General features: G+C 68.1%; 39 protein-coding genes. 28 read left to right on the top strand and 11 right to left on the bottom strand.

Annotated elements, in window-relative coordinates; genetic code table 11:
- Positions 1 to 3 precede the first annotated feature (3 nt).
- The 10 genes from ACZ37P_RS07445 to ku all read left to right on the top strand — a co-directional run bounded on the left by ACZ37P_RS07445 (position 4) and on the right by ku (position 3249).
- Positions 4 to 141 (top strand): hypothetical protein, encoded by a 138-nt coding sequence (locus ACZ37P_RS07445; protein ID WP_467345408.1) that lies wholly within the window; start codon positions 4 to 6, stop codon positions 139 to 141.
- Positions 138 to 320 (top strand): hypothetical protein, encoded by a 183-nt coding sequence (locus tag ACZ37P_RS07440; protein WP_467345406.1) that lies wholly within the window; start codon positions 138 to 140, stop codon positions 318 to 320. The genes ACZ37P_RS07445 and ACZ37P_RS07440 overlap by 4 nt, the downstream gene beginning before the upstream one ends.
- Before the next feature lie 65 nt (positions 321 to 385).
- Entirely contained in the window at positions 386 to 598 is a 213-nt protein-coding gene (locus tag ACZ37P_RS07435; RefSeq protein WP_467345404.1) for a hypothetical protein, read from the top strand.
- Positions 595 to 762, top strand: a complete 168-nt coding sequence (locus ACZ37P_RS07430) for a hypothetical protein (RefSeq protein WP_467345402.1) — start codon at positions 595 to 597, stop codon at positions 760 to 762. The genes ACZ37P_RS07435 and ACZ37P_RS07430 overlap by 4 nt, the downstream gene beginning before the upstream one ends.
- On the top strand, positions 759 to 971 hold the full coding sequence (locus ACZ37P_RS07425; RefSeq protein ID WP_467345400.1) for a hypothetical protein: 213 nt from the start codon (positions 759 to 761) through the stop codon (positions 969 to 971). The genes ACZ37P_RS07430 and ACZ37P_RS07425 overlap by 4 nt, the downstream gene beginning before the upstream one ends.
- A complete protein-coding gene (locus tag ACZ37P_RS07420; protein ID WP_467345398.1) occupies positions 968 to 1153 on the top strand; it encodes a hypothetical protein in 186 nt (61 codons plus the stop codon). The genes ACZ37P_RS07425 and ACZ37P_RS07420 overlap by 4 nt, the downstream gene beginning before the upstream one ends.
- On the top strand, positions 1150 to 1488 hold the full coding sequence (locus tag ACZ37P_RS07415) for a hypothetical protein (RefSeq protein WP_467345396.1): 339 nt from the start codon (positions 1150 to 1152) through the stop codon (positions 1486 to 1488). Before ACZ37P_RS07420 ends, ACZ37P_RS07415 begins: the two co-directional genes overlap by 4 nt.
- Entirely contained in the window at positions 1463 to 1633 is a 171-nt protein-coding gene (locus tag ACZ37P_RS07410; protein ID WP_467345394.1) for a hypothetical protein, read from the top strand. The genes ACZ37P_RS07415 and ACZ37P_RS07410 overlap by 26 nt, the downstream gene beginning before the upstream one ends.
- 425 nt (positions 1634 to 2058) lie before the next feature.
- Entirely contained in the window at positions 2059 to 2271 is a 213-nt protein-coding gene (locus tag ACZ37P_RS07405) for a DUF6011 domain-containing protein (protein ID WP_467345392.1), read from the top strand.
- A gap of 87 nt (positions 2272 to 2358) precedes the next feature.
- Complete coding sequence (gene ku / locus ACZ37P_RS07400) at positions 2359 to 3249, top strand: non-homologous end joining protein Ku (protein ID WP_467345390.1); 891 nt, start codon at positions 2359 to 2361, stop codon at positions 3247 to 3249.
- Here ku and ACZ37P_RS07395 read toward each other — a convergent pair.
- The 7 genes from ACZ37P_RS07395 to ACZ37P_RS07365 form a co-directional block, all read right to left on the bottom strand.
- Positions 3246 to 3443, bottom strand: coding sequence for a hypothetical protein (locus tag ACZ37P_RS07395; RefSeq protein WP_355345155.1), 198 nt, complete (start codon positions 3441 to 3443; stop codon positions 3246 to 3248). The two genes, ku and ACZ37P_RS07395, sit on opposite strands and share 4 nt — an antisense overlap.
- Positions 3440 to 3661 (bottom strand): hypothetical protein, encoded by a 222-nt coding sequence (locus tag ACZ37P_RS07390; RefSeq protein WP_467345387.1) that lies wholly within the window; start codon positions 3659 to 3661, stop codon positions 3440 to 3442. The genes ACZ37P_RS07395 and ACZ37P_RS07390 overlap by 4 nt, the downstream gene beginning before the upstream one ends.
- Positions 3651 to 3968: a hypothetical protein gene (locus tag ACZ37P_RS07385; protein ID WP_467345385.1), complete on the bottom strand. Its 318-nt coding sequence runs from the start codon at positions 3966 to 3968 to the stop codon at positions 3651 to 3653. Before ACZ37P_RS07385 ends, ACZ37P_RS07390 begins: the two co-directional genes overlap by 11 nt.
- Entirely contained in the window at positions 3965 to 4381 is a 417-nt protein-coding gene (locus ACZ37P_RS07380) for a hypothetical protein (RefSeq protein WP_467345383.1), read from the bottom strand. The genes ACZ37P_RS07385 and ACZ37P_RS07380 overlap by 4 nt, the downstream gene beginning before the upstream one ends.
- Entirely contained in the window at positions 4378 to 4728 is a 351-nt protein-coding gene (locus tag ACZ37P_RS07375) for a hypothetical protein (RefSeq protein WP_467345381.1), read from the bottom strand. Before ACZ37P_RS07375 ends, ACZ37P_RS07380 begins: the two co-directional genes overlap by 4 nt.
- On the bottom strand, positions 4725 to 4919 hold the full coding sequence (locus tag ACZ37P_RS07370) for a hypothetical protein (RefSeq protein WP_467345379.1): 195 nt from the start codon (positions 4917 to 4919) through the stop codon (positions 4725 to 4727). Before ACZ37P_RS07370 ends, ACZ37P_RS07375 begins: the two co-directional genes overlap by 4 nt.
- 501 nt (positions 4920 to 5420) lie before the next feature.
- The gene (locus ACZ37P_RS07365; RefSeq protein ID WP_467345378.1) at positions 5421 to 5723 is read right to left on the bottom strand and encodes a WYL domain-containing protein; all 303 of its coding nucleotides are present in this window, start codon (positions 5721 to 5723) and stop codon (positions 5421 to 5423) included.
- Between the two features lie 123 nt (positions 5724 to 5846).
- Here ACZ37P_RS07365 and ACZ37P_RS07360 point away from each other — a divergent pair, with 123 nt between their 5' ends.
- The 6 genes from ACZ37P_RS07360 (at position 5847) to ACZ37P_RS07335 (ending at position 8981) form a co-directional block, all read left to right on the top strand.
- Entirely contained in the window at positions 5847 to 6092 is a 246-nt protein-coding gene (locus ACZ37P_RS07360) for a type II toxin-antitoxin system prevent-host-death family antitoxin (protein WP_467345376.1), read from the top strand.
- 208 nt (positions 6093 to 6300) lie between these two features.
- The gene (locus ACZ37P_RS07355; protein ID WP_355345120.1) at positions 6301 to 6507 is read left to right on the top strand and encodes a hypothetical protein; all 207 of its coding nucleotides are present in this window, start codon (positions 6301 to 6303) and stop codon (positions 6505 to 6507) included.
- 374 nt (positions 6508 to 6881) lie between these two features.
- Complete coding sequence (locus ACZ37P_RS07350) at positions 6882 to 7397, top strand: hypothetical protein (protein ID WP_467345374.1); 516 nt, start codon at positions 6882 to 6884, stop codon at positions 7395 to 7397.
- The gene (locus ACZ37P_RS07345) at positions 7394 to 7990 is read left to right on the top strand and encodes a hypothetical protein (RefSeq protein WP_467345372.1); all 597 of its coding nucleotides are present in this window, start codon (positions 7394 to 7396) and stop codon (positions 7988 to 7990) included. The genes ACZ37P_RS07350 and ACZ37P_RS07345 overlap by 4 nt, the downstream gene beginning before the upstream one ends.
- Before the next feature lie 158 nt (positions 7991 to 8148).
- Positions 8149 to 8634, top strand: coding sequence for a prevent-host-death family protein (locus ACZ37P_RS07340; protein WP_467345370.1), 486 nt, complete (start codon positions 8149 to 8151; stop codon positions 8632 to 8634).
- Positions 8631 to 8981, top strand: a complete 351-nt coding sequence (locus ACZ37P_RS07335; RefSeq protein WP_467345368.1) for a hypothetical protein — start codon at positions 8631 to 8633, stop codon at positions 8979 to 8981. The genes ACZ37P_RS07340 and ACZ37P_RS07335 overlap by 4 nt, the downstream gene beginning before the upstream one ends.
- Positions 8982 to 9078: 97 nt before the next feature.
- On the opposite strand, the gene ACZ37P_RS07330 is transcribed toward ACZ37P_RS07335, so the two are convergent.
- From ACZ37P_RS07330 to ACZ37P_RS07315, 4 genes are all read right to left on the bottom strand, one after another.
- The gene (locus ACZ37P_RS07330; RefSeq protein WP_467345847.1) at positions 9079 to 9744 is read right to left on the bottom strand and encodes a GIY-YIG nuclease family protein; all 666 of its coding nucleotides are present in this window, start codon (positions 9742 to 9744) and stop codon (positions 9079 to 9081) included.
- Positions 9745 to 9799: 55 nt separating this feature from the next.
- On the bottom strand, positions 9800 to 11008 hold the full coding sequence (locus ACZ37P_RS07325; RefSeq protein ID WP_467345367.1) for a hypothetical protein: 1209 nt from the start codon (positions 11006 to 11008) through the stop codon (positions 9800 to 9802).
- Positions 11009 to 11146: 138 nt separating this feature from the next.
- On the bottom strand, positions 11147 to 11635 hold the full coding sequence (locus tag ACZ37P_RS07320) for a DUF6907 domain-containing protein (protein WP_467345845.1): 489 nt from the start codon (positions 11633 to 11635) through the stop codon (positions 11147 to 11149).
- A 791-nt stretch (positions 11636 to 12426) separates the two neighbouring features.
- Positions 12427 to 13182, bottom strand: coding sequence for a GntR family transcriptional regulator (locus ACZ37P_RS07315; protein WP_467345365.1), 756 nt, complete (start codon positions 13180 to 13182; stop codon positions 12427 to 12429).
- Positions 13183 to 13351: 169 nt separating this feature from the next.
- On the opposite strand from ACZ37P_RS07315, the gene ACZ37P_RS07310 reads away from it, so the two are divergent.
- From ACZ37P_RS07310 to ACZ37P_RS07255, 12 genes are all read left to right on the top strand, one after another.
- A complete protein-coding gene (locus tag ACZ37P_RS07310) occupies positions 13352 to 14113 on the top strand; it encodes a GntR family transcriptional regulator (protein WP_467345364.1) in 762 nt (253 codons plus the stop codon).
- Positions 14114 to 14240: 127 nt separating this feature from the next.
- Positions 14241 to 14456 carry a helix-turn-helix domain-containing protein gene (locus ACZ37P_RS07305; RefSeq protein WP_355345093.1) on the top strand — a complete coding sequence of 72 codons (216 nt, stop codon included), beginning with the start codon at positions 14241 to 14243 and terminating at the stop codon, positions 14454 to 14456.
- A gap of 81 nt (positions 14457 to 14537) precedes the next feature.
- Positions 14538 to 14882 (top strand): hypothetical protein, encoded by a 345-nt coding sequence (locus tag ACZ37P_RS07300; RefSeq protein ID WP_467345363.1) that lies wholly within the window; start codon positions 14538 to 14540, stop codon positions 14880 to 14882.
- The gene (locus tag ACZ37P_RS07295; RefSeq protein WP_467345362.1) at positions 14879 to 15028 is read left to right on the top strand and encodes a hypothetical protein; all 150 of its coding nucleotides are present in this window, start codon (positions 14879 to 14881) and stop codon (positions 15026 to 15028) included. Before ACZ37P_RS07300 ends, ACZ37P_RS07295 begins: the two co-directional genes overlap by 4 nt.
- Entirely contained in the window at positions 15028 to 15426 is a 399-nt protein-coding gene (locus tag ACZ37P_RS07290; protein WP_467345361.1) for a RapZ C-terminal domain-containing protein, read from the top strand. The genes ACZ37P_RS07295 and ACZ37P_RS07290 overlap by 1 nt, the downstream gene beginning before the upstream one ends.
- A 14-nt stretch (positions 15427 to 15440) precedes the next feature.
- A complete protein-coding gene (locus tag ACZ37P_RS07285) occupies positions 15441 to 15626 on the top strand; it encodes a hypothetical protein (protein WP_467345360.1) in 186 nt (61 codons plus the stop codon).
- Positions 15623 to 15784, top strand: a complete 162-nt coding sequence (locus ACZ37P_RS07280; RefSeq protein WP_467345359.1) for a hypothetical protein — start codon at positions 15623 to 15625, stop codon at positions 15782 to 15784. Before ACZ37P_RS07285 ends, ACZ37P_RS07280 begins: the two co-directional genes overlap by 4 nt.
- 65 nt (positions 15785 to 15849) lie before the next feature.
- On the top strand, positions 15850 to 15984 hold the full coding sequence (locus ACZ37P_RS07275; RefSeq protein ID WP_467345358.1) for a hypothetical protein: 135 nt from the start codon (positions 15850 to 15852) through the stop codon (positions 15982 to 15984).
- A gap of 39 nt (positions 15985 to 16023) precedes the next feature.
- Positions 16024 to 16146: a hypothetical protein gene (locus ACZ37P_RS07270; RefSeq protein WP_467345357.1), complete on the top strand. Its 123-nt coding sequence runs from the start codon at positions 16024 to 16026 to the stop codon at positions 16144 to 16146.
- Positions 16143 to 16316 carry a hypothetical protein gene (locus ACZ37P_RS07265; protein ID WP_467345356.1) on the top strand — a complete coding sequence of 58 codons (174 nt, stop codon included), beginning with the start codon at positions 16143 to 16145 and terminating at the stop codon, positions 16314 to 16316. The genes ACZ37P_RS07270 and ACZ37P_RS07265 overlap by 4 nt, the downstream gene beginning before the upstream one ends.
- 78 nt (positions 16317 to 16394) lie before the next feature.
- On the top strand, positions 16395 to 16598 hold the full coding sequence (locus tag ACZ37P_RS07260) for a hypothetical protein (RefSeq protein ID WP_467345355.1): 204 nt from the start codon (positions 16395 to 16397) through the stop codon (positions 16596 to 16598).
- A gap of 133 nt (positions 16599 to 16731) precedes the next feature.
- Positions 16732 to 17019, top strand: coding sequence for a hypothetical protein (locus ACZ37P_RS07255; RefSeq protein ID WP_467345354.1), 288 nt, complete (start codon positions 16732 to 16734; stop codon positions 17017 to 17019).
- The last annotated feature ends 24 nt before the right edge of the window (positions 17020 to 17043 follow it).

The following is a 17043-nucleotide window of genomic DNA, read 5'->3' as shown; positions in this document are numbered from 1 at the left end:
CACATGAAGACGTTCATCTTGACCATGCGGATCGAGGCGGAGGAGGACATCAGCGAGGAGCGGATCAAGGAAGAGGTCTACGACGCCTGCCCCGACGTGCCCTTCGGCTTCGACATCATCAGCGTCGAGGAGCAGCGGTGACCGACTACATGCCGCCCGTCGGCGGGATCAAGCATCACTACGTCTTCCCTGCTGACGTGGGCGACGACGACTGCGTTGACGCCGACGGCAACGTCTTCCCCGAACACCACTACGACGAGCACGAATGCCGCCGCTGCGGCGCCGAACCCGAGGAGGCCGAGTGCGGGCTGTGTGGCTGACCGCTGGCCAGCGACGGCGTCTGCGCCGATGACAACTGCGGCACCGACCCCGTCGAGGAGCAGTCGTGACCGCGCGCCGCCCGTCGAAGCCGTGGCGGGTCATCCTCACCGGCCCCGATGTGGCCGCCCAGTCCGACCACACCAGCGAGAACAAGGCGTACACCTTCGTCCGCGCCAGCCTCGGCACCGACAGCTCCGCCAGTGAGGCGCGCATCGAGTACTGGGAAGACGGGCTCTGGCGATGGTTCGAAACCCTCACCAGGAAGGACATGCCGTGACGGAGGAGGAGTACGAGGCGCTGCGACGGCGCCTTGAAGCCGACATCGCGGATGCGAAGAAGGCTTACATCCGAGCCCACTCCTACTACAACGGGCTCTGCGACGAACTCCGCAACCTGCGAATCACCTGGCAGGACCAGAAACGAGCGGACCGCCAACCGTGACCGCCCCGCCCACGGCCAGATGCCCGGCGTGCGGCCACGACCGACCCCTGCGCCCCGACCGCCGCACCCTCGCCCGCCACCACGACGCCGAGACCGGACGGGACTTCGCAGAGCAGGAAGACGGGCAGCTCACCAGCCTGTGTGCCGCCACCTACGTCAAGGGCATCCGCGACGCCGCCAATCACATCGACCCGAAGGAGCAGCCGTGAACTTCCTTGCGCACCAGATCGCCGCCGGGAAGCAGTTCACCGGCCGCCACTTCGTCCACTGCTACATCTACGAGGGCCAGCACTGCTCCTGCGGTGGCAACTACCAGGGCCCCGACGCCGGGCCCGAGATCCACAGCCTCACCGACATCCCCGTCAGCGCCGACCCCAAGGAACAGCCGTGAGCGACATCATCCCCGTACTTGCTGCTGATCTGACCTGGGCGGCGAACCGGCTCGACGCCACCAACCCCGACCGGGACGAAGACTTCAGCGAAGGCGTCGACTGGGCCGTAGCCGAACTCCGCGCCCTCGCCAGAGACGCCCCAACCATCTCCGCACCTGACGCCGACGCCGCCCGGAAATCCCGCGAGGAGCCCCTGCGCCTGGCCGCCGCATGGCTGGTCCGCAAGTACGGGCCCACCAACCGGGCGGCAGGCGACCTGACCCGCCTCGCCGAACTCGAAGCACAAGCCGCAGCGCACTGGGGGAGTCGTGACGGCCGCCTGCGAGTGCGGTGACCCGCTGTGCCTGTTCGCCACGGACCGCCCGCCCGTCATCGGCCGAATTCTCGACAACCTGCACACGGAGGCGCTGGCCGAAGACGAGGAACGGGCCCGGCGCCAGGCTGGGCGTCAGCAGGTCCGCCGCCGGGGCCAGCCGTGACGACCGCCCGCTGCCCCGTCTGCGGCCAGCGCTGCACTCTCACCCCAGGCGGCCTCATCACCCGCTACTACCAAGACCGCTGGTCCGCCTGTGTCAAGCACTGCCGCGGCGGGCGGCGGGTCAGAGTCGGGGAGAGGTCGTCCGTGCGCGCGGACTGACCGACCCAGCCGCTGGCTCCCCGTAACAAGTCGGGAAATCGCAAATCCGACCCAAACATTTCCCCGCTCAAACCCCAGAACTACGTCGTAAGCCAAGGCCCCGCAGTTCACCGGCGGGGCCTTTTGTCATGCCGCATACGACTGGAGACCCGGATGCTCGATCATCTGACCGCCGCCCTGAACGCACTTGCCGCCGCATGCGCGGCCAGCACCGCACTGCTCAGGCTCTACTGGGCGCGCCGCCGCCGGTAGCGGCACACTGTCCACATGACTCCCGCCCCGGCCTCGCTGCCCGGCCTCCCCGAGGTCGTGGCGGCGGGGCTGCGTGTCGTCCGCTGCGGGCTCTGCGGTCACCCGTTGAAGGACGCCGTGTCGCGCCGCCGGGGTATGGGCGACGACTGCCGCCGCAAGCTCGGCGAGCGGACCGTGCGCGGCCCCGGACGGTTCCAGGTCGAACAGGACACGCTGCCCGAAGGGTGAGAGGTGGTCCTCACCTGCACCACCTCGACCTGCACCTTTCCGGTTCCCGCCTTAGCCTGGTCGTGGGGGCGAGCAGAGGGAGCGCGTATGCCGTCGCCGATCTGGTCCGGGACGTTGACGTTTGCGCTGGTCGCGATACCTGTGCAGCTCGTCAGCGCCTCCTCATCCCACAAGATCGCGTTCCGGCAGGTCCACACCGCAGACATGGGCCCGGTGAAGTACCGGAAGACCTGCGAGATCGACGGCGAGACCCTGGAGCAGGGCGACATCGGGCGCGCCTATGAAGCCGCCGACGGCACCCTCGTCCCCATCACGGACGCCGAACTCGACGAGCTGCCGCTGCCGACGGCGAAGACCATCGAGGTCTCCGGGTTCCTCGACCTGGCGAGCGTGCCCGGCGAAATGTTCGACCGCCCCTACTTCCTCACCCCCAGCAACGCCGCCGGGAAGAAGCCCTACGTCCTCATGCGGGAAGCCCTCGCCCGATCCGGCAAAGCCGCTGTCGGAAAATACGCGATCCGCGGTGGCGAGAACCTGGGCGTCGTCTACGCCGCAGGCGACGTCCTCGTCCTGCAACGCCTCCGCTGGCCCGACGAAATCCGGGCCGCCGGCGGCGCCGCGCCCCGCGGTGAGGTGGACTTGTCGGAGGATGAGCTTCAGGCTGCTCTCGACTATGTGACGGCGCTCGGTGACACCGACATGGCGGCGTTTCACGACGAGTACGCGAAGGCTGTCGCGGACCTGGTCACGGCGAAGGTCGAGCACGCCGACCTGCCGAAGCGTGAGCCGAAGCGCCGCTCCGACCCCGCGGGCCCCGTCGACCTCATGGCCGCACTCAAGGCCGCTGCGGACCAGGCGCGCGCGGACCGCGGGGAGGACGCCGACGTCCATCACATGGGGGAGCGGAAGGCCAGCGCGAAAAAGACCGCCGCCAGGAAGGCGACGGCCAAGAAGGCAGCGCGGAAGAAGGCCGGCTAGTGGGCCGTGGGGTCGTCGGGGTGGCAGGGACCGCGGCACAGGCGCCCCTGGCAGGGCAGCGTGCACCAGGCGGCGCCCACGATGCCGTCAGCGCCCGGTCCGCTGTGTGGGCCGCGGTGCAGGGGCGGTTCGGTGCAGGTGATGTGCTGGCCGAGGACGGCGTGGCGGTCGCCGCAGACCGGGACGGCGCTCATGACGGCATCCGGCAGCCGTCGTGCGGTTCCTGCCGCAGCGGCACGTTCAGGCAGACGAACTGGGCGCCGTGTCCCCAGCGGATGCCGATGGTGCGGTTGCAGTTCTCGTCGCCGTCGCGCCAGCCGACGAGGCATAGGGGCCGCCACCACGGCCAGTCAACGACCGGCCAGCGGAAGAACCGGCTGGACGCCACGGGGGCGTGAAGGTCATCGGCCATCGGGCTCGCCTCCGGTCGGCTCCCGTTGCAGTGGCCAACCAGGGGCGGCCTTCATCCGTTCCACGTCGATGTCGATGAAGCCCAGCTCCAGCAGGTGCAGCAGCACTTCCGTCACCTGCGCTCGCGTGACCTGAGCACCAGTCTGGCCGGGCGACTCATAGGGCCCGTCAGGGCCGAACGTCCAGTTATCTGCCGCAGGGAGCCCGACCCGAAGGATCTGGGCGAACGGACTGCCGTCGCTGGTGTCGACGGGGATGCGCGGGAACGGGTCGAACATGCCCTCGGGTAGGGCGGGCTTGATGGTCACGGCGTCTCCTTCCGTGCGACCGCCTGTGCGGCGGTCATCCCGTTGACGCTGATGCCGGGTGCCGCCTCGATGGCCAGCCGTTTGGCGGTCTCCAGATCGAAGCGGTGGGCGTCCAGCCACTCGTCTTCGCGTTCGGAAGGGATCGACTCGTAGGACCACTCGCCGTTGGCACCGAGGCATTTACGGTGCCGGATGACAGCCCATCGACCACGGCCCCGCGCCTCTACGGCGACCACGAACACCGGGTAGTTGATGTCGTCCTCTGGTAGCAGCGACACCTCGAACCGGGTCGGCCGGACCGTGATGTCGGGCCGCGCTCGCCGCTTCACGCACACCGGATCGGGGCAGTCAGCGGCCAGAGCGGGGTGCGCCCCGTCGAGCAGGCCACCGGGATAGTGGGCATCGGTCGTCACGCCGCCTCCAGGATTCGTCGGGCGATGGTGGTGGGGTAGCCGTCGGTGATCTCTTCCTGGAGGTTGCCCCAGCCGCCCGCAGCGTGCCGCACAGCCTCTACGGCGACCGCGTCCAGCCAGTCGCACAACTCCAGGGCCAGTTCGGGCGACAGGAGGCCGCACAGGATGCCGATGGGCCCGCCGAGCGCGTTGTCCAGGTCGGCGTACCAGCGCTCCGGCGGCCGGTCATCCTCCGCCTGCCTCGCCTGGGCGGCCTCCGCCGCCTCTCGCAGCCTGGCCGCCGCCTGGTGCAGCACCAGAGCCGGACCCGGCGGGGGGAGGACGACGGGCGGCAGGGTGGCGGTCACGGCGTCACCCCGAGAACGGCGCAGGCCACGTCGTAGCCGCCCTGCTTGAAGGGGCTGTTCAACTGCACATCGCCCGGCCACCGCTCCATGTAGTCAGCGCAGATGTCCAACCACTTGGCGAGGGCTTCCGCGAGGGTGCGGTCTTCGTCGTCCGTGAGACCGGTGCGGCAGTGCTCAGCGGCTTGTCTCACGACCGAGGCGTGTGTGGGAGGCGGGAGGCCGACGACTTCAGGCGGCATAGCTTTCCTCCTGGTTTGTGGTGCTTCTAGTGTCCTCTCAACTGGCCTTGATCGGTAGCCTGTTGACCAGGAAAGCCGCAGGTGAGAGGTGATGTGCGGCACATCACGGGGTCATGCGGCGTCGGGTTCGGTGTCGGGCTCGTCGTCCCAGCGCTCGGTCCAGTAACGCCGGTCCTCAGCCCCCACCTGGGCGGGCGTGTCCTCGGCCAGCGGGGGAACGGGGGCGGTCACTGGGCGCGTCCGTTTCCCTGCCGAGTCGGGCAGTCCGGCTGGTGCCAGAACCCGACGCCGATGTGGGCTTCGGCCTCGCACGTGCACTGCGGTGCATCGACACACGGCCAACGCTTCCCGCACGCGCACAGCTTCCCGCCATGCGGATACGACTCGATGTCGTCCCGCCTGTAGTGCCTGAGCGGCTTGGGCTTCTCGCGTGCCACAGTCGGTCCCTCCTGGTCAGGCGGCGGTGAGTATGCGGTCGGTGCGGAAGTCGCGACGGTCGTCCCGCAGCAGGTCGTGGCAGGTGACGAGGACAGCCCCGTCGCTGCTGAGCCACAGGCTTCGGGGCTGGACGGCCCGCACACTGCCGACCCCGTCGCGGTCCCGGTACGTGATCCGGACGGTGGCCGCGGTGTCGATCGCGGCGTACAGGCGGACGAGCAGCCCGTAGTGGCGGCCCCGCACCGCCGTCACCAGGTGGCGGCCAGCGCGCAGCGCGGCACGGATACTGCGGCGGATCGTGCGGACGGTACGGGCCATTGAATCCCCCAGTTGTTCCTTGCTGTCCCTACGAACCTTACAGATAGAACTGTAAGGTCCGCAAGGTCCCTACGGGATCAACTGACAGTTCCTTACGGACCACCACTCCCTTACACTCCTGACATGACCGAGCCGGAGAAGGTCCCCGTCGAAGAGGCCCGAAAGAAGATCGCCGACCTCCTGGACGGCACCCAGCACCACGACGCGGAGTACGAGATCACCCGACGAGGCAAGCCAGCCGGGCAACTAGTGCCGCCCGCCCTCGTCCCCGCGCTCCGCGAAGAAATCCGGACCCTCCGCGAGGACGCCGAGACACTCCGCAAGGAACTGTCGGCAGCACGGAAGCCCAATCCCGCCGAGGAGAGCTGACATGGCCTACCGCCCGTACCCGGACGCCGACCGAGCCCGCCACCAACTCGACCGCCACGCGCAGGCGCCGCGCACCGTGAACGCCCGCGGCGGGCCTGCTGGCGTCGGGCATCACATCCGAAGAGGCCGCCCGCCGCCTCACCGAGAACGTTGCCGCCATCGGGTCCGCCCTGCGCAACGTCGTCCGACCCACCATGCGAAGCAACGCATGAACGAGGTATGGATCGCGCGCTACCTGACCTACCACCATCCCGGCGAGGAAGAGTTCCCCACCCTCGAAGAGGCGATCGGCTTCCTCGCGTGGGGTGAGGAAGCGGGCAGGCTCGCCGGGATGGCGATCATCGCGCCGGACGGAAGCGTCGCCCTCGATGGCGAGAGGCTCGACCGCGCCCTGGCGGAGCGACTCGACGCCTGACCCCGCGCACACCAAAGCCCCCGGCCTCAACGGGCCGGGGGCTGCTTGCTGCCCGTGGTCAGTTTTGGTCGCATCCGGTCACCTGCGGTCGACCGGAGCGCAATACTCCACACCGCCCGCGTCCGCCTATGCCCCGGTGGCAGCCTGATCCCGCCCCTGACGCGCGGCCCTCGGTTTCCCCTGAACGGCCACCGCGGACGGGGCGAGCTGATGGCGCCCGGCTGGTTACCGGACGGCCCCGGCCCGCCGCCCCCTCCGCCCCCATGGAAGGGGCGGCGGAACAACCTCGAACAAACCGTAACGAAACCGTCACAGCGGGTACGGATGCCGTCGCGCACTGCCAAGCTCCCCCCACAACCGCACCAGGGGGGAACATGAACACCCGCACAACCAGCCTCACCATGCTCGCCGCCGGACTCCTGCTCACACTCACCGCCTGCGGGGGAAGCGACGACGGCGACAGCAAGAGCAGCGGCACCACAGGGGCCAGCAAGGCTCAGCACGGCGACGCCAGCGCCGCGTACCGCACCATCCACGCCGCAGTGCCCACGACCAGCATCACCGCCGTCGTCACCGAAGAAAACGACGGCAACCACCTCATGGGCCGCCCCCACCAGTACACGTCCGCGATCAAATTCGCTGACAGCAGACTCAAGGCAGCCGACCTCGACGGCCTCGACAAAGACGACGTGACCCGCGGCGGCGGCATCGAGGTCTTCGGCAACCACGCCGACGCCCAGGCCCGCGCCGACTACATCCAGAAGGTCACCAAGGGCCTGCCCGCCCTGTCGGAGTACGACTTCGTCCACGGCAACACCGTCCTCCGCATCTCCTACCTCCTCACGCCGTCACAGGCCAAGGAATACGACGAGGCCGGGGGCAAGCTGTGAACACCCGCCCCGCAACCCTGCGCACCGCTGCCGCCCTGGCCGCCGCCGTAGGCCTCCTCGCCGCCTGCGGATCCAACGACGACGGCGGCCGCCCCGACCGCACCGCCACCAGTCCCGCCGCCACCGTCACCGCAGCGGCAGCCACCACCGAGCCCGCGCCGACGCCGAGCGTCCGCCGGATCGGCCAGGCGATCCACTGGTCCAACGAGAGCGGCGCCGCAGGCACCACCACGGTCCTCGGCTACAAGCAGCCCGTACTCCAGTCGGACCCGCCCGACAGCAGCTTCGGCGTCCCCAACGGATCCCAGTGGGGGCGCCTCGACATCAAGGTCTGCCTCACTGCCGGGCCGGCCATTGGCGTCAGCCAGTTCTCCTGGCACGTCCAGTTCGCCGACGGCTCCCAGGCCGACGTGACGGGCAACTCCGGGGGCGACTTCCCCAAGCCCGAGTTCCCCATGGATGGCACAGTCCTCGCCGGCCGCTGCGCCCGCGGCGGCATCCTGTTCCCCATCCCCAAGGGCCAGCGGCCCGTCCAGGCCGTCTACGCGCCAGAGTCGGAGCCCATCCCGGCCTACTGGGACCTGCCCAAGTAGGCCGGACGCGCCACCGCCCCGCCACCGCGCTGGTGACGGGGCGGACGTGCGTCTGCGGTCAGGTGCCGTCCTGGCCGGCCGTGGGGAGGCTGTGGCGTCGGCCCGAATAGCGCATTCGAAGTTGTCACTCAGACTGTAATCTGAGTACCCTCATCTACATGAGCATCATGCATCCAGATCGCTCCCTCGAATCTGTGACCTTCACCGACCTGTCAAGAAATCCGAAGGCCGTGGCCGATAAGACGGCCGCTCTGGGTTCTGTTCGCGTCACCCACCGTGACGCTCCTGACTTCGTGCTCACCACTGCGGCCGTCGCCGAACAGCGAGACGAGACCCTCACCACCGCCTCCCGTCTTTTCCTGGCCCTCATGAAGCAGGATGAAGGCATCAGATCGCTGCTCATGGCCCTCCCGGACGTCTTCCCCTGGGTCCGCCATCTCGACGAAGAGGAGGTCCGCGAGTTCACCGTGGAGCTCTTCGGCGCCCTCTCCGACGCGGCGGAGCTCGACAGCGCCAGTGCCGTCCAGCGCACCGTGTTCTCCTGGCATGCCACAGCACGGATCTACGCCGACCCCGAGCAGAGCAAGGACGCCGAGCAGCCTCTCAGTGGCATTGACCTTGGACCGGTCGAGGTCGCGGGGTGAGCCCGAAGAAGGGGGACCGGGCCAGCGTGCCGCCGGCCGACGGGTGGAACGTCATCTTCGGCGACACCAACGCGGCCACCGGTTGGGAAGAGCTCATCCGAACAGCCCTGGGGAACACCCGCAAATGCCTTGACGCCCTCCAGGGCAACCCCCGCTCCGGGGCCAACTGGGAACGGCATCACCCACTCGCCGGCAAGCTGAAGCAGCGCGAGTGGAAGAATATCCTGCTTGACCAGTGGGAGTACGAGGTCACCAGCGGCGGCCGGGTCCGCTACCTGATCGACGACGCCAACAAGACGGTCATCCTCGTGTACGCCTCGCCGAGGCACCCGAAGGACACCGAGTAGAACCCAGCCGGCCCCGCACTCGTAGGTGCGGGGCCGCTGTTATCTCGGCAGCTTGATCAGCCATTGCGGCATGCGGTCGACGTAGTGCAGCAGGGCGTCAGGACCACGAGGTGCACGTGCCCTGTGGGACGAGGTAGTACATGTCGACGCACGCGCCTACGGCCAGTGCGGGATCTTCATCCCTGAAGTCGAACCACTCGCCCTTCAGCTGCCGATCAGCGAAGCGTCGATGAAGGTGTGACTCCAGCCGCCAGTCCCCGCCGAACGACCAAAGAACACGAAGCTCCCGCGGCGACGACGTCTGTAGCTGGCGGAGGCGTGCACGCAGGTTCGACGTGGTCCCGATCTTCACGACCCCGCCAGGACGTTCGCCGATCACGTAGACCACTTCGTCCTGCCCAGGCCGGGGAAACGGTGCGCGATCCTCCAACTCGGGAGTGCTGGACCCTTGCGGAGTGTCGTAGACCTCCAACTCGGTAAAGAAGTTGCCGTTGGTCAGGCGCCTCTTCGTCCGCCGTATGTAGCCGGCGGCTTCCAACTCGGCGAAGAGTGCCCGCATGGCCCTGCGGCCCTCTCCCAGCGACTCGCCGCGAACGAGCCGCGCCTCGCGGGAAAGCTCGTCAGCGTTGGCTTCCCAGCCATCAGGACGACTGAGGATGTCCAGCAATAGGCCGCGGGCCGCGTAACTGAGGTTCTCGTCGAGAGCGGTAGAGAGAGGGACTGCGGTGAGGTGGGAGGCGCTCGGCGTGCGGAACACTTTCATGGTCACGAGTTGATGGTCCCTTACTTGCTGATTTGGGCACAGGTAGGTGGGCGGTTCACCACTGCATCCGTGGGTGGCATTTCTGGCAGGGGGTGACGTAGGGAAGTCCGTTCGTGTCCTCTCCGTCTCGGAGGCGGGTGCGGGGGTCGCAGTCGGGGTCGCCGCAGTGCGGGATGCGGGCGGCTTCCGCCTCGATGGCCGGGGCGGACCACGCGTCGTTGCTGTACGGCTTGTGCTCGGAGAGGGATCGGGCGACGTCCCCCCATCCGGCGACCCGCTCGTCCGTTCCGCCCCGGAAGCTGGCGCCGGCGAGGCGGGCTTGCGCGCGCTCCACGGCCTGCTCCCAGACCCCGGCGGCTGGCCGGCCGGTGCCGAGGACGTCCTCGATCGTCAGCGTCTCGATCTCCGCCCCCGACGCCAGCGGCCCACGGACGCCACCAAGGGGCGCCTGGCGGCCGTCCGCAGGCTCAGCCTCGGGTAGCACGTCGGGCTTCAACCGGTGCGCGTACACGGCGGCAGGCGACTGCACGGCCGCGTCCCCGAGGTCCAGGTACAGGGCAAGGCCGTCCACCGACCAGCCGCCGTCGAGAGCCGCAGCAAGACGGTCGGTGATCGTCTTCTGCTGCCGCTTGTCCGGAGTCTTGCCGCGGTAGTCCAGAGACGCGGTGATCTCCTCGGCTAGAGATCTTGAAAAATCGAGAGAGCCTCCGCCTCCGCCGTCTGGCTCGTCGGCGACGACGGGCGCGTCCGAGACGGCCTCGGCTACGGAGGGGGAGGCGTTAGAGGGGGATTTAGAAGAGGGGTAAGGAGGAGTAGGGGTCACCTGAGAGGTGACCCTCTTCGCACCTGTCAGGTGACCCTCTCGGCCAAGTGGGTCACCTGTGGGATGACCCATAGGGTCACCCGGCGGATGACCCACTTCTCCAGAAAGGGTCACCTCTGGAGTGACCCTCTCTGAGCGTGCGCACTGCCCTTTGTAGCCGTCGTGCCGAGCCTCCGAGCACAGCTGCTCCAGCCGGTACACCGCAGCCTGCTTGATCCGCCCAGGGGTATCCACTGACAGCACCTTCTTCGCCACCAGCTTCCCGACAGCGTTCTTCCACCCCGCCGCCGTCTTGCCAGTGCGCCGGAGGATGTACTCCGCGTGCACCGGCCCGAACGTGAGCCTTGTGCCGTCGTTGGCGTTCTCGGCCAGGACCAAAAGGTCGCTGCGTTCACCGACGGTCAAGCCCGCGTCCTGCCAGTGGTCCAGGATCTCCACCATGAGCTTGATCCCCATCAGGCGGCAGCCCGGGAGCTAGAGAGAGTCATCGCGCGCTAGCGCCCTTCGTGCAGATGAACGACCTGTTGAATGAGGGCGGCCAGGCTGCTCGTTGCCTGGCCGGCCTGCTGATGGCGACCGCTATGCGGGGACTGCGGTGGCCGCGTGCTCGGCCTGCGCGGCGAGGAGTTGGGCGTGAAGGCGCTCCAGCCGGTCGGCGTGCGCCCGGATCTGGTTGATGACCTCCGCCAGTTCGTCTCCGTTCATGTCGATCTGCTCGTCCGGCGACGGCTCGAACTCCACGTAGGGCGTGCGGGGACCGCGGATCCCGCCGTCCTCCTCGTACGGCCACTGCCGGACCATCGCCGACAGCACCGGCCACGCCACCGCGTCCACACCGCCCTGAACCCGCATCGGCAGCCGCATCGCCACGGCCGCCGAGTCGTGCGTCAGGTCACCCACCATCCCGCCCTGGTCATGCGCATGGGTGGCCACACACCACGAAGGGCACGATTCGGTGATCACACCGCCGCCGTGGATACGACGCAACCAACGGCGCGGGGCAGGCGACGAGGCAGGAGCAGGTAAAGCCGGGGGAGGAACGGCCGCCTCAGGGGCGGCTGCGGGCATGCCGAGGGCCGTAGACTCCATAGCGAAGTCCTTTCGTAGAGGTTGGGACTCATCGACCGGCGGGCGGGAACCCGCTGGTCTTGCAGCGGCCGGGGAGGTCAGAGCCCCCGGCCGTTGTGCTGTTCTCCGGCCTGACGCTAAGACCAGCCAAGCACGCGGTGATCAAAACCGGATGTTAGATCCGCGTTAGATTGACGCTTATAGGTTGACTGTTTGCGCAGCTCAGGGTGTGTTTTATGTGGCGACACGACCTGCTGACCTGTGCCGTTCGCTGACTTCCGGGATCGATCGATACGCACAACTACGCACCGCCTAGGGACCTTCCGCCCTAGATCGTTGTCTTGAAGTCGCCGCCTCTGGACCGACACGAAGGACGCTACAACGACGCGAGACGGCGACCGGAGCGAGCCGATCAAATCGGGCGACGCCTCGATGTGCCAACGGATTAGCACCCGCCCGATGCGGACGTACACCTCCCGTTCCACGCGCCGCTGTCCTCCCTGGTACTCACTACGGCTCACCGAGAGCCTCCGAGAAGCTCCGAGCCGTACCCGTCGTGGCGAGACGGCTGGAATTCGCCGTTCGAATCATCCCCGGCGAGTAGGCAACCCGCCAAAACGCACCAGCAGGATCGCGCCCCTGATTGCCGAAAGTTATATGTCTTCTCCGTGACCTCTGGCAGCCCTGAGTGATCGCTCCGAGTGAATTGCCTGGTGGTGCGAGTGCGCCCAGGCGGGGCGAAGCGCGCGGCAGCGATGATCCATGACCGAAACGCGCACCGATCGGTACACCTAGTCACGCCGGTCGGGCTTGTAGGCGTTCAGGTACACGCCGCGGAGCCCCTGCGGTCTCACTAGGCCCTCGGTGGCCAGCGCCTGCGCCGCCAGCGTGCAGGTCATGGCGCTGACGCCAAGGTGGTCGGCCATCTCGGAGCGCGAGAGCAGCCGGTCGCCAGGCTTCATGTAGCCAGCCAGGATCTCGGCGCGGAGGACGTCTGTCACCTGTCGGATGAGACTGGGAGCGCCCTTCACGTAGCTCCGCTCGACCTCAGCCTGCTGCCAAGTCGCGGAGAGGGACATCGGCGACGCAGCGTTGCTCTTGTTATGGACCGGCAGCTCGGTTTTTATCGCAGCAGTCTCGGCGGCGCGCGCTTCGGGTTCGGTGTCGAACCACTCGACGGTCTTGCTGGCCACCTGGGGCCACCACGACTTGTCGTCGGCGTGCTGACGCCACCGGCGGTCGGGGTCATCACTGATGCCCGCATAGAGCAGGCGGCCCTCGGTGTCGAAGAGCCGGTAGAGGGCGGTGGGGACCTGCTTGTTGCGGCGTCGGGGAACGTGCCGGACCACCTCAAGCCCGAATGAGATCGGGTAGTCCGATTCCCAATCGTCCACGTAGTAGTAGAAGCCGGGCTCTGGCCGCTTGCAGCTCCCTGCCGTACCGAGGTAGCGGGGCGAGATGAGTTGGCGCGGGTAGAGATCCGGCGGCACTTCGTGCATCCAGTCCGGTCCGGGATGGCTGGCTTGCGATCGCTTGTGAAGGTGCACGGAGGCTCCCGCTTCAAAGGCCGTCATCTGTGATGTAGACAACAATAGAGTTATCTAGATGACTGTCAACCTCTGTTTGCATCTTTCGCGTTGGTCGCATGACTCCTTTGACCGATGCCGGGCGGCCACCTGTAGCTTTGTCATCTAGAGGTCTCATGAAGGAGGACGGGTGCCACGCCAGCCGCAAGGTCACGAGCCGCGCTACAGAACGATCGCGGGTGATCTGCGCGCGAAAATCGAGCGAGGCGAGCTGAAGCCGGACGGCAGGCTCCCGTCACAAGAAGAGATCATGGAGCAGTATGACGTCGCCATGGGGACCGCCCGGCAGGCATTGCAGGCACTCCAGGACCAAGGTCTGACGGTCGCCGTCCAGGGGCGAGGCGTGTACCCGCGCACGTATCGACCCCTCCCGCGACGTTCGCCAGCGCGCCTCACGGCGGAGCAGTGGGGGTCGGGGCGGTCCATCTGGGAGATGGATCTCGAAGAGCGCGCCGACGACATGACTCAGCGGGTGCAGATCGAGAAGATCCCGGCGACCCCGACTATTGCGAGGCAACTCAGCGTCAGCGAGAACGAGTACGTCTGGAAGCGTGATCGCCTCTTCCTGCTCGCCGACCACCCGGTGCAACGGGCTGTGTCTTACCTGCCGTCGTCGCTGGTTGAGGGCACGGCCATTACCCAGTTGGACACCGGCCCCGGTGGTATCTATGCGCGCCTCGCCGACATCGGACATGCCCCGGCGAGATTCACAGAAGCGCTGCGAGCCCGTATGCCCTCAAAGGAAGAGGCGGATGACCTTGCCCTGCCGCCCGCAACCCCCGTGCTTGAGATCACCCGCATTGCCTACGACGACACCGGGATCCCGGTTGAGGTCAACGACATGCTACTGAATGCCTACGCATACGTGCTGGAGTACGACTTCCCCGCCTAGGTCGCCGGTTCGCGAGCCCCCCTCCAACTCTGTTGGGCGGGGGCTCTTTTGTGTGCCCATGAGCCCGCTAGACATCTAGACGGCATGGTGGTTATCTAGATGAACGCAAGAGAAGTCGAAGCCTGCGATGGGAGTCAACGTGCTGCGCGTGAAGGAGGTCGCCGACCGCCTAAGGGTTCATCCCGCGACTGTGTACCGCTGGATCGCAGACGGCCGCCTTCCCGCCGTCCGCTACGGGAAGCCGATTGTTCCCGGCACGCCGATCAAGGGCGGCGGCGGATCGATCAGGATCCCCGAAGACGCACTAGCCAGCGCCGATAACGCCCTGGGCGACGCCGCCTAGAACGCAAGACGCCCCGGTCGGCGCTACGAACGCCGACCGGGGCCAGACCACCCGAAGCCTCGAAGCAACCGGGAGATCGACATGAACGTTACGCCCCAGAACGGCACCGCGCCTATGTCGCGGGCCGACGCGGCGGCTCACCGTGCCGCGTCCTTCGTCCGCACCACAACCTCCGCCTCCGCCCCCACCGACTCGGACCCGGATGCCGACGAGTTGCTGCGGCGCGCCCGCAGCCCGCGGTCGAATCTGACGGTGTGCCCGGAGTGCCACGCCGCGTTCTCGGGCAGTGCCCACGTGCGCCAGCCGAAGGCCGCCCCCGCGGTGGATGCGGCCCGGTTGCGCGTGGAGACGGAGACCGCGTACCTGCTGCGCGACCGGCAGGGCTACGACGAGTACCGGCAGTGGGCGCAGGGGGCGGCGGCATGAGCGCCGACTCCGAGCCGGTTCCGGTGCCGCGTAGTCCGGAGGACGCCGCCCTGGAGCGAGTGATCGCCGCGAAGCCCGTGCAACTCCCGCCGCTGCCCGCCGACCCGCACGACCGCAGGCTCGCCATGACCGTCAGGGGCTGGTGATGACGGCCGCCGACGTGCAGGTCACTTCGTTCGGCTACCTCCACGACGCCCCGCCGCCCGCGCATCTGACCTTGGACCTGCGCGCGCATTTCCGGGACCCGCACATCAACCCGGCCCTGCGGGAACTCACCGCCCACGACCAGGTGGTGGTCGACACCGTCCTGGGGACCCCCGGCATCGGCATCGTCATCGACGCCGTCCAGGGCGCCGTTCTCGGATACCTCGCCGGACCCTCCGGCAGCACCCTCACCGTCGCCATCGGATGCGCAGGTGGACGCCACCGCGCCGCCGCAGTAGCCGCAGAAATCGCCTGCCGCCTCCAGGCTGCCGGGATCAGCACCCAGGTCAGCCACCGCGACATCGACAAGCCCGTTATCAACCGGCCCACCGCCAACTGACCGAAGGGACCGTCATGGGTCTGTTCAGCCGCAACAACGACCAGAACTTCCACGACCAGCGTGCGAGCGATATCCAGACCGCCGTCAACAACGGAGACATCGACGGCGCAGCCCGCCTGGTGAGCCACCTGATCATCGAGGAAGGCGCCGCCGGACTCGGCCCGGTCACCGAGGCCATCAACCGAGGCAAGCGAACGTGACGGCCGCCGAGGAGCACGCCGCCGCTGACGCCGACTACGCCGCCGCCCAGGACTGGCCCGCACCCGAACCCGTGCGCGAAGAGCAAACCCCCACCTGCTGCACCACCACACTCCTCTGCCCCGTCCACGACCGGGCCTTCCACCCCGGCAACCACTAAGCCCCCGGCCCGCAGTCACACCCCCCGCTGCGGGCCGGGCCCCAACCCCCACCCCAGGAGCAGCAATGCCCGAGAACCCCGGCGGTTCCGTCACCACCGAGAAGACCGACGACGGCGCCACCACCGTGATCATCACCAGCGACGGCGTCGCCATCCACGACTGCCCCGGCGGCCTCACCGAAGACGAACTCCTCGACTGACCAGGACCCTCCTGCACCACCCACCGAGAGGAGCCCGCCATGGGCCAGGCCAACCCGGAAACCGGCAGCGACATCGAGTACGAGGCGGACGGCGACTACACCATCACCTTCCCCATGAGCCTCCCGACCCCGCCGCCCGCCAAAGACGACAACGACAGATGACATTCCCCCGTGACCGCAGCCAGGACTTCGCCGACCACCAGCTCACTGAAGCCCTCCTCGCCGCCGCAAAAGCCGACCTCCCGGACGACGACGAATTCGCACGCGTCCTCCGCGACTGCCTCGAAACCCGGACCCTGCCTCCCGGCCACAACTGGCCAACCACCCGCTGACAACCCCGCTCCGCCACCAGACCGCCCCGGCTGGTGACGGCACAGGACCGGACAACCCAGCCCGGACAGGAGAACTGCATGTCCCGCAAGAACGCCGCTATCGAACGCGTCACCACCGCAGCCTTGAACGCAGCCGCCGCTGACGCCTACATCGGCACCGGCTCGCCACAGTCCGCCGTACTCCGACGCGAAGTGGGCGACGCCATCGCCGCCGCAAAGGCCGCAGGCGCCACGGACGACGAGATCCGCGCCAGCGCACACAACTCCCTCAAGCCCCGCTGACCGCTCCGCGGCAACACCCCCTGCACCTGCAACGACCGCAACCACAAGCACTGACCGTTGCCCGCGGGCCCCAGACCACCTGGGACCCAAGGAGAACCGCCAGACACCCGCCCACCCCGGAAGGACCCGCCGCATGGTCACCGTCGAAAACCTCATCGCCAACTACGCCGTGCCGATCGCCACCAGCGCCAACCTCGACCCCACTGACTACGACCAGACTGCCGCCGGCCTCGCCGAACTCCTCCGCGACACCGCCGACCGGCTCAGCCCCATGGACCAGACCGGCGGATGGCTGGAGGACGCCGCCGCCGACCTCGACGCCATCGACCGCCTCGGCGACGACGGACCCAAGACGCAGGAACTCCTCAACCGCATCGGTGCCGCGCTCTACGACGCCAAGTCCGACCTCGAACTCGTCTGATCGGCCTCCGCCACTATCCGAAGG

This window comes from Streptomyces sp. NPDC024632 (genome assembly GCF_055559175.1).
The sequence above is the reverse complement of the archived record's forward strand: the minus strand, read 5'-3'. Positions and strand labels throughout refer to the sequence as shown.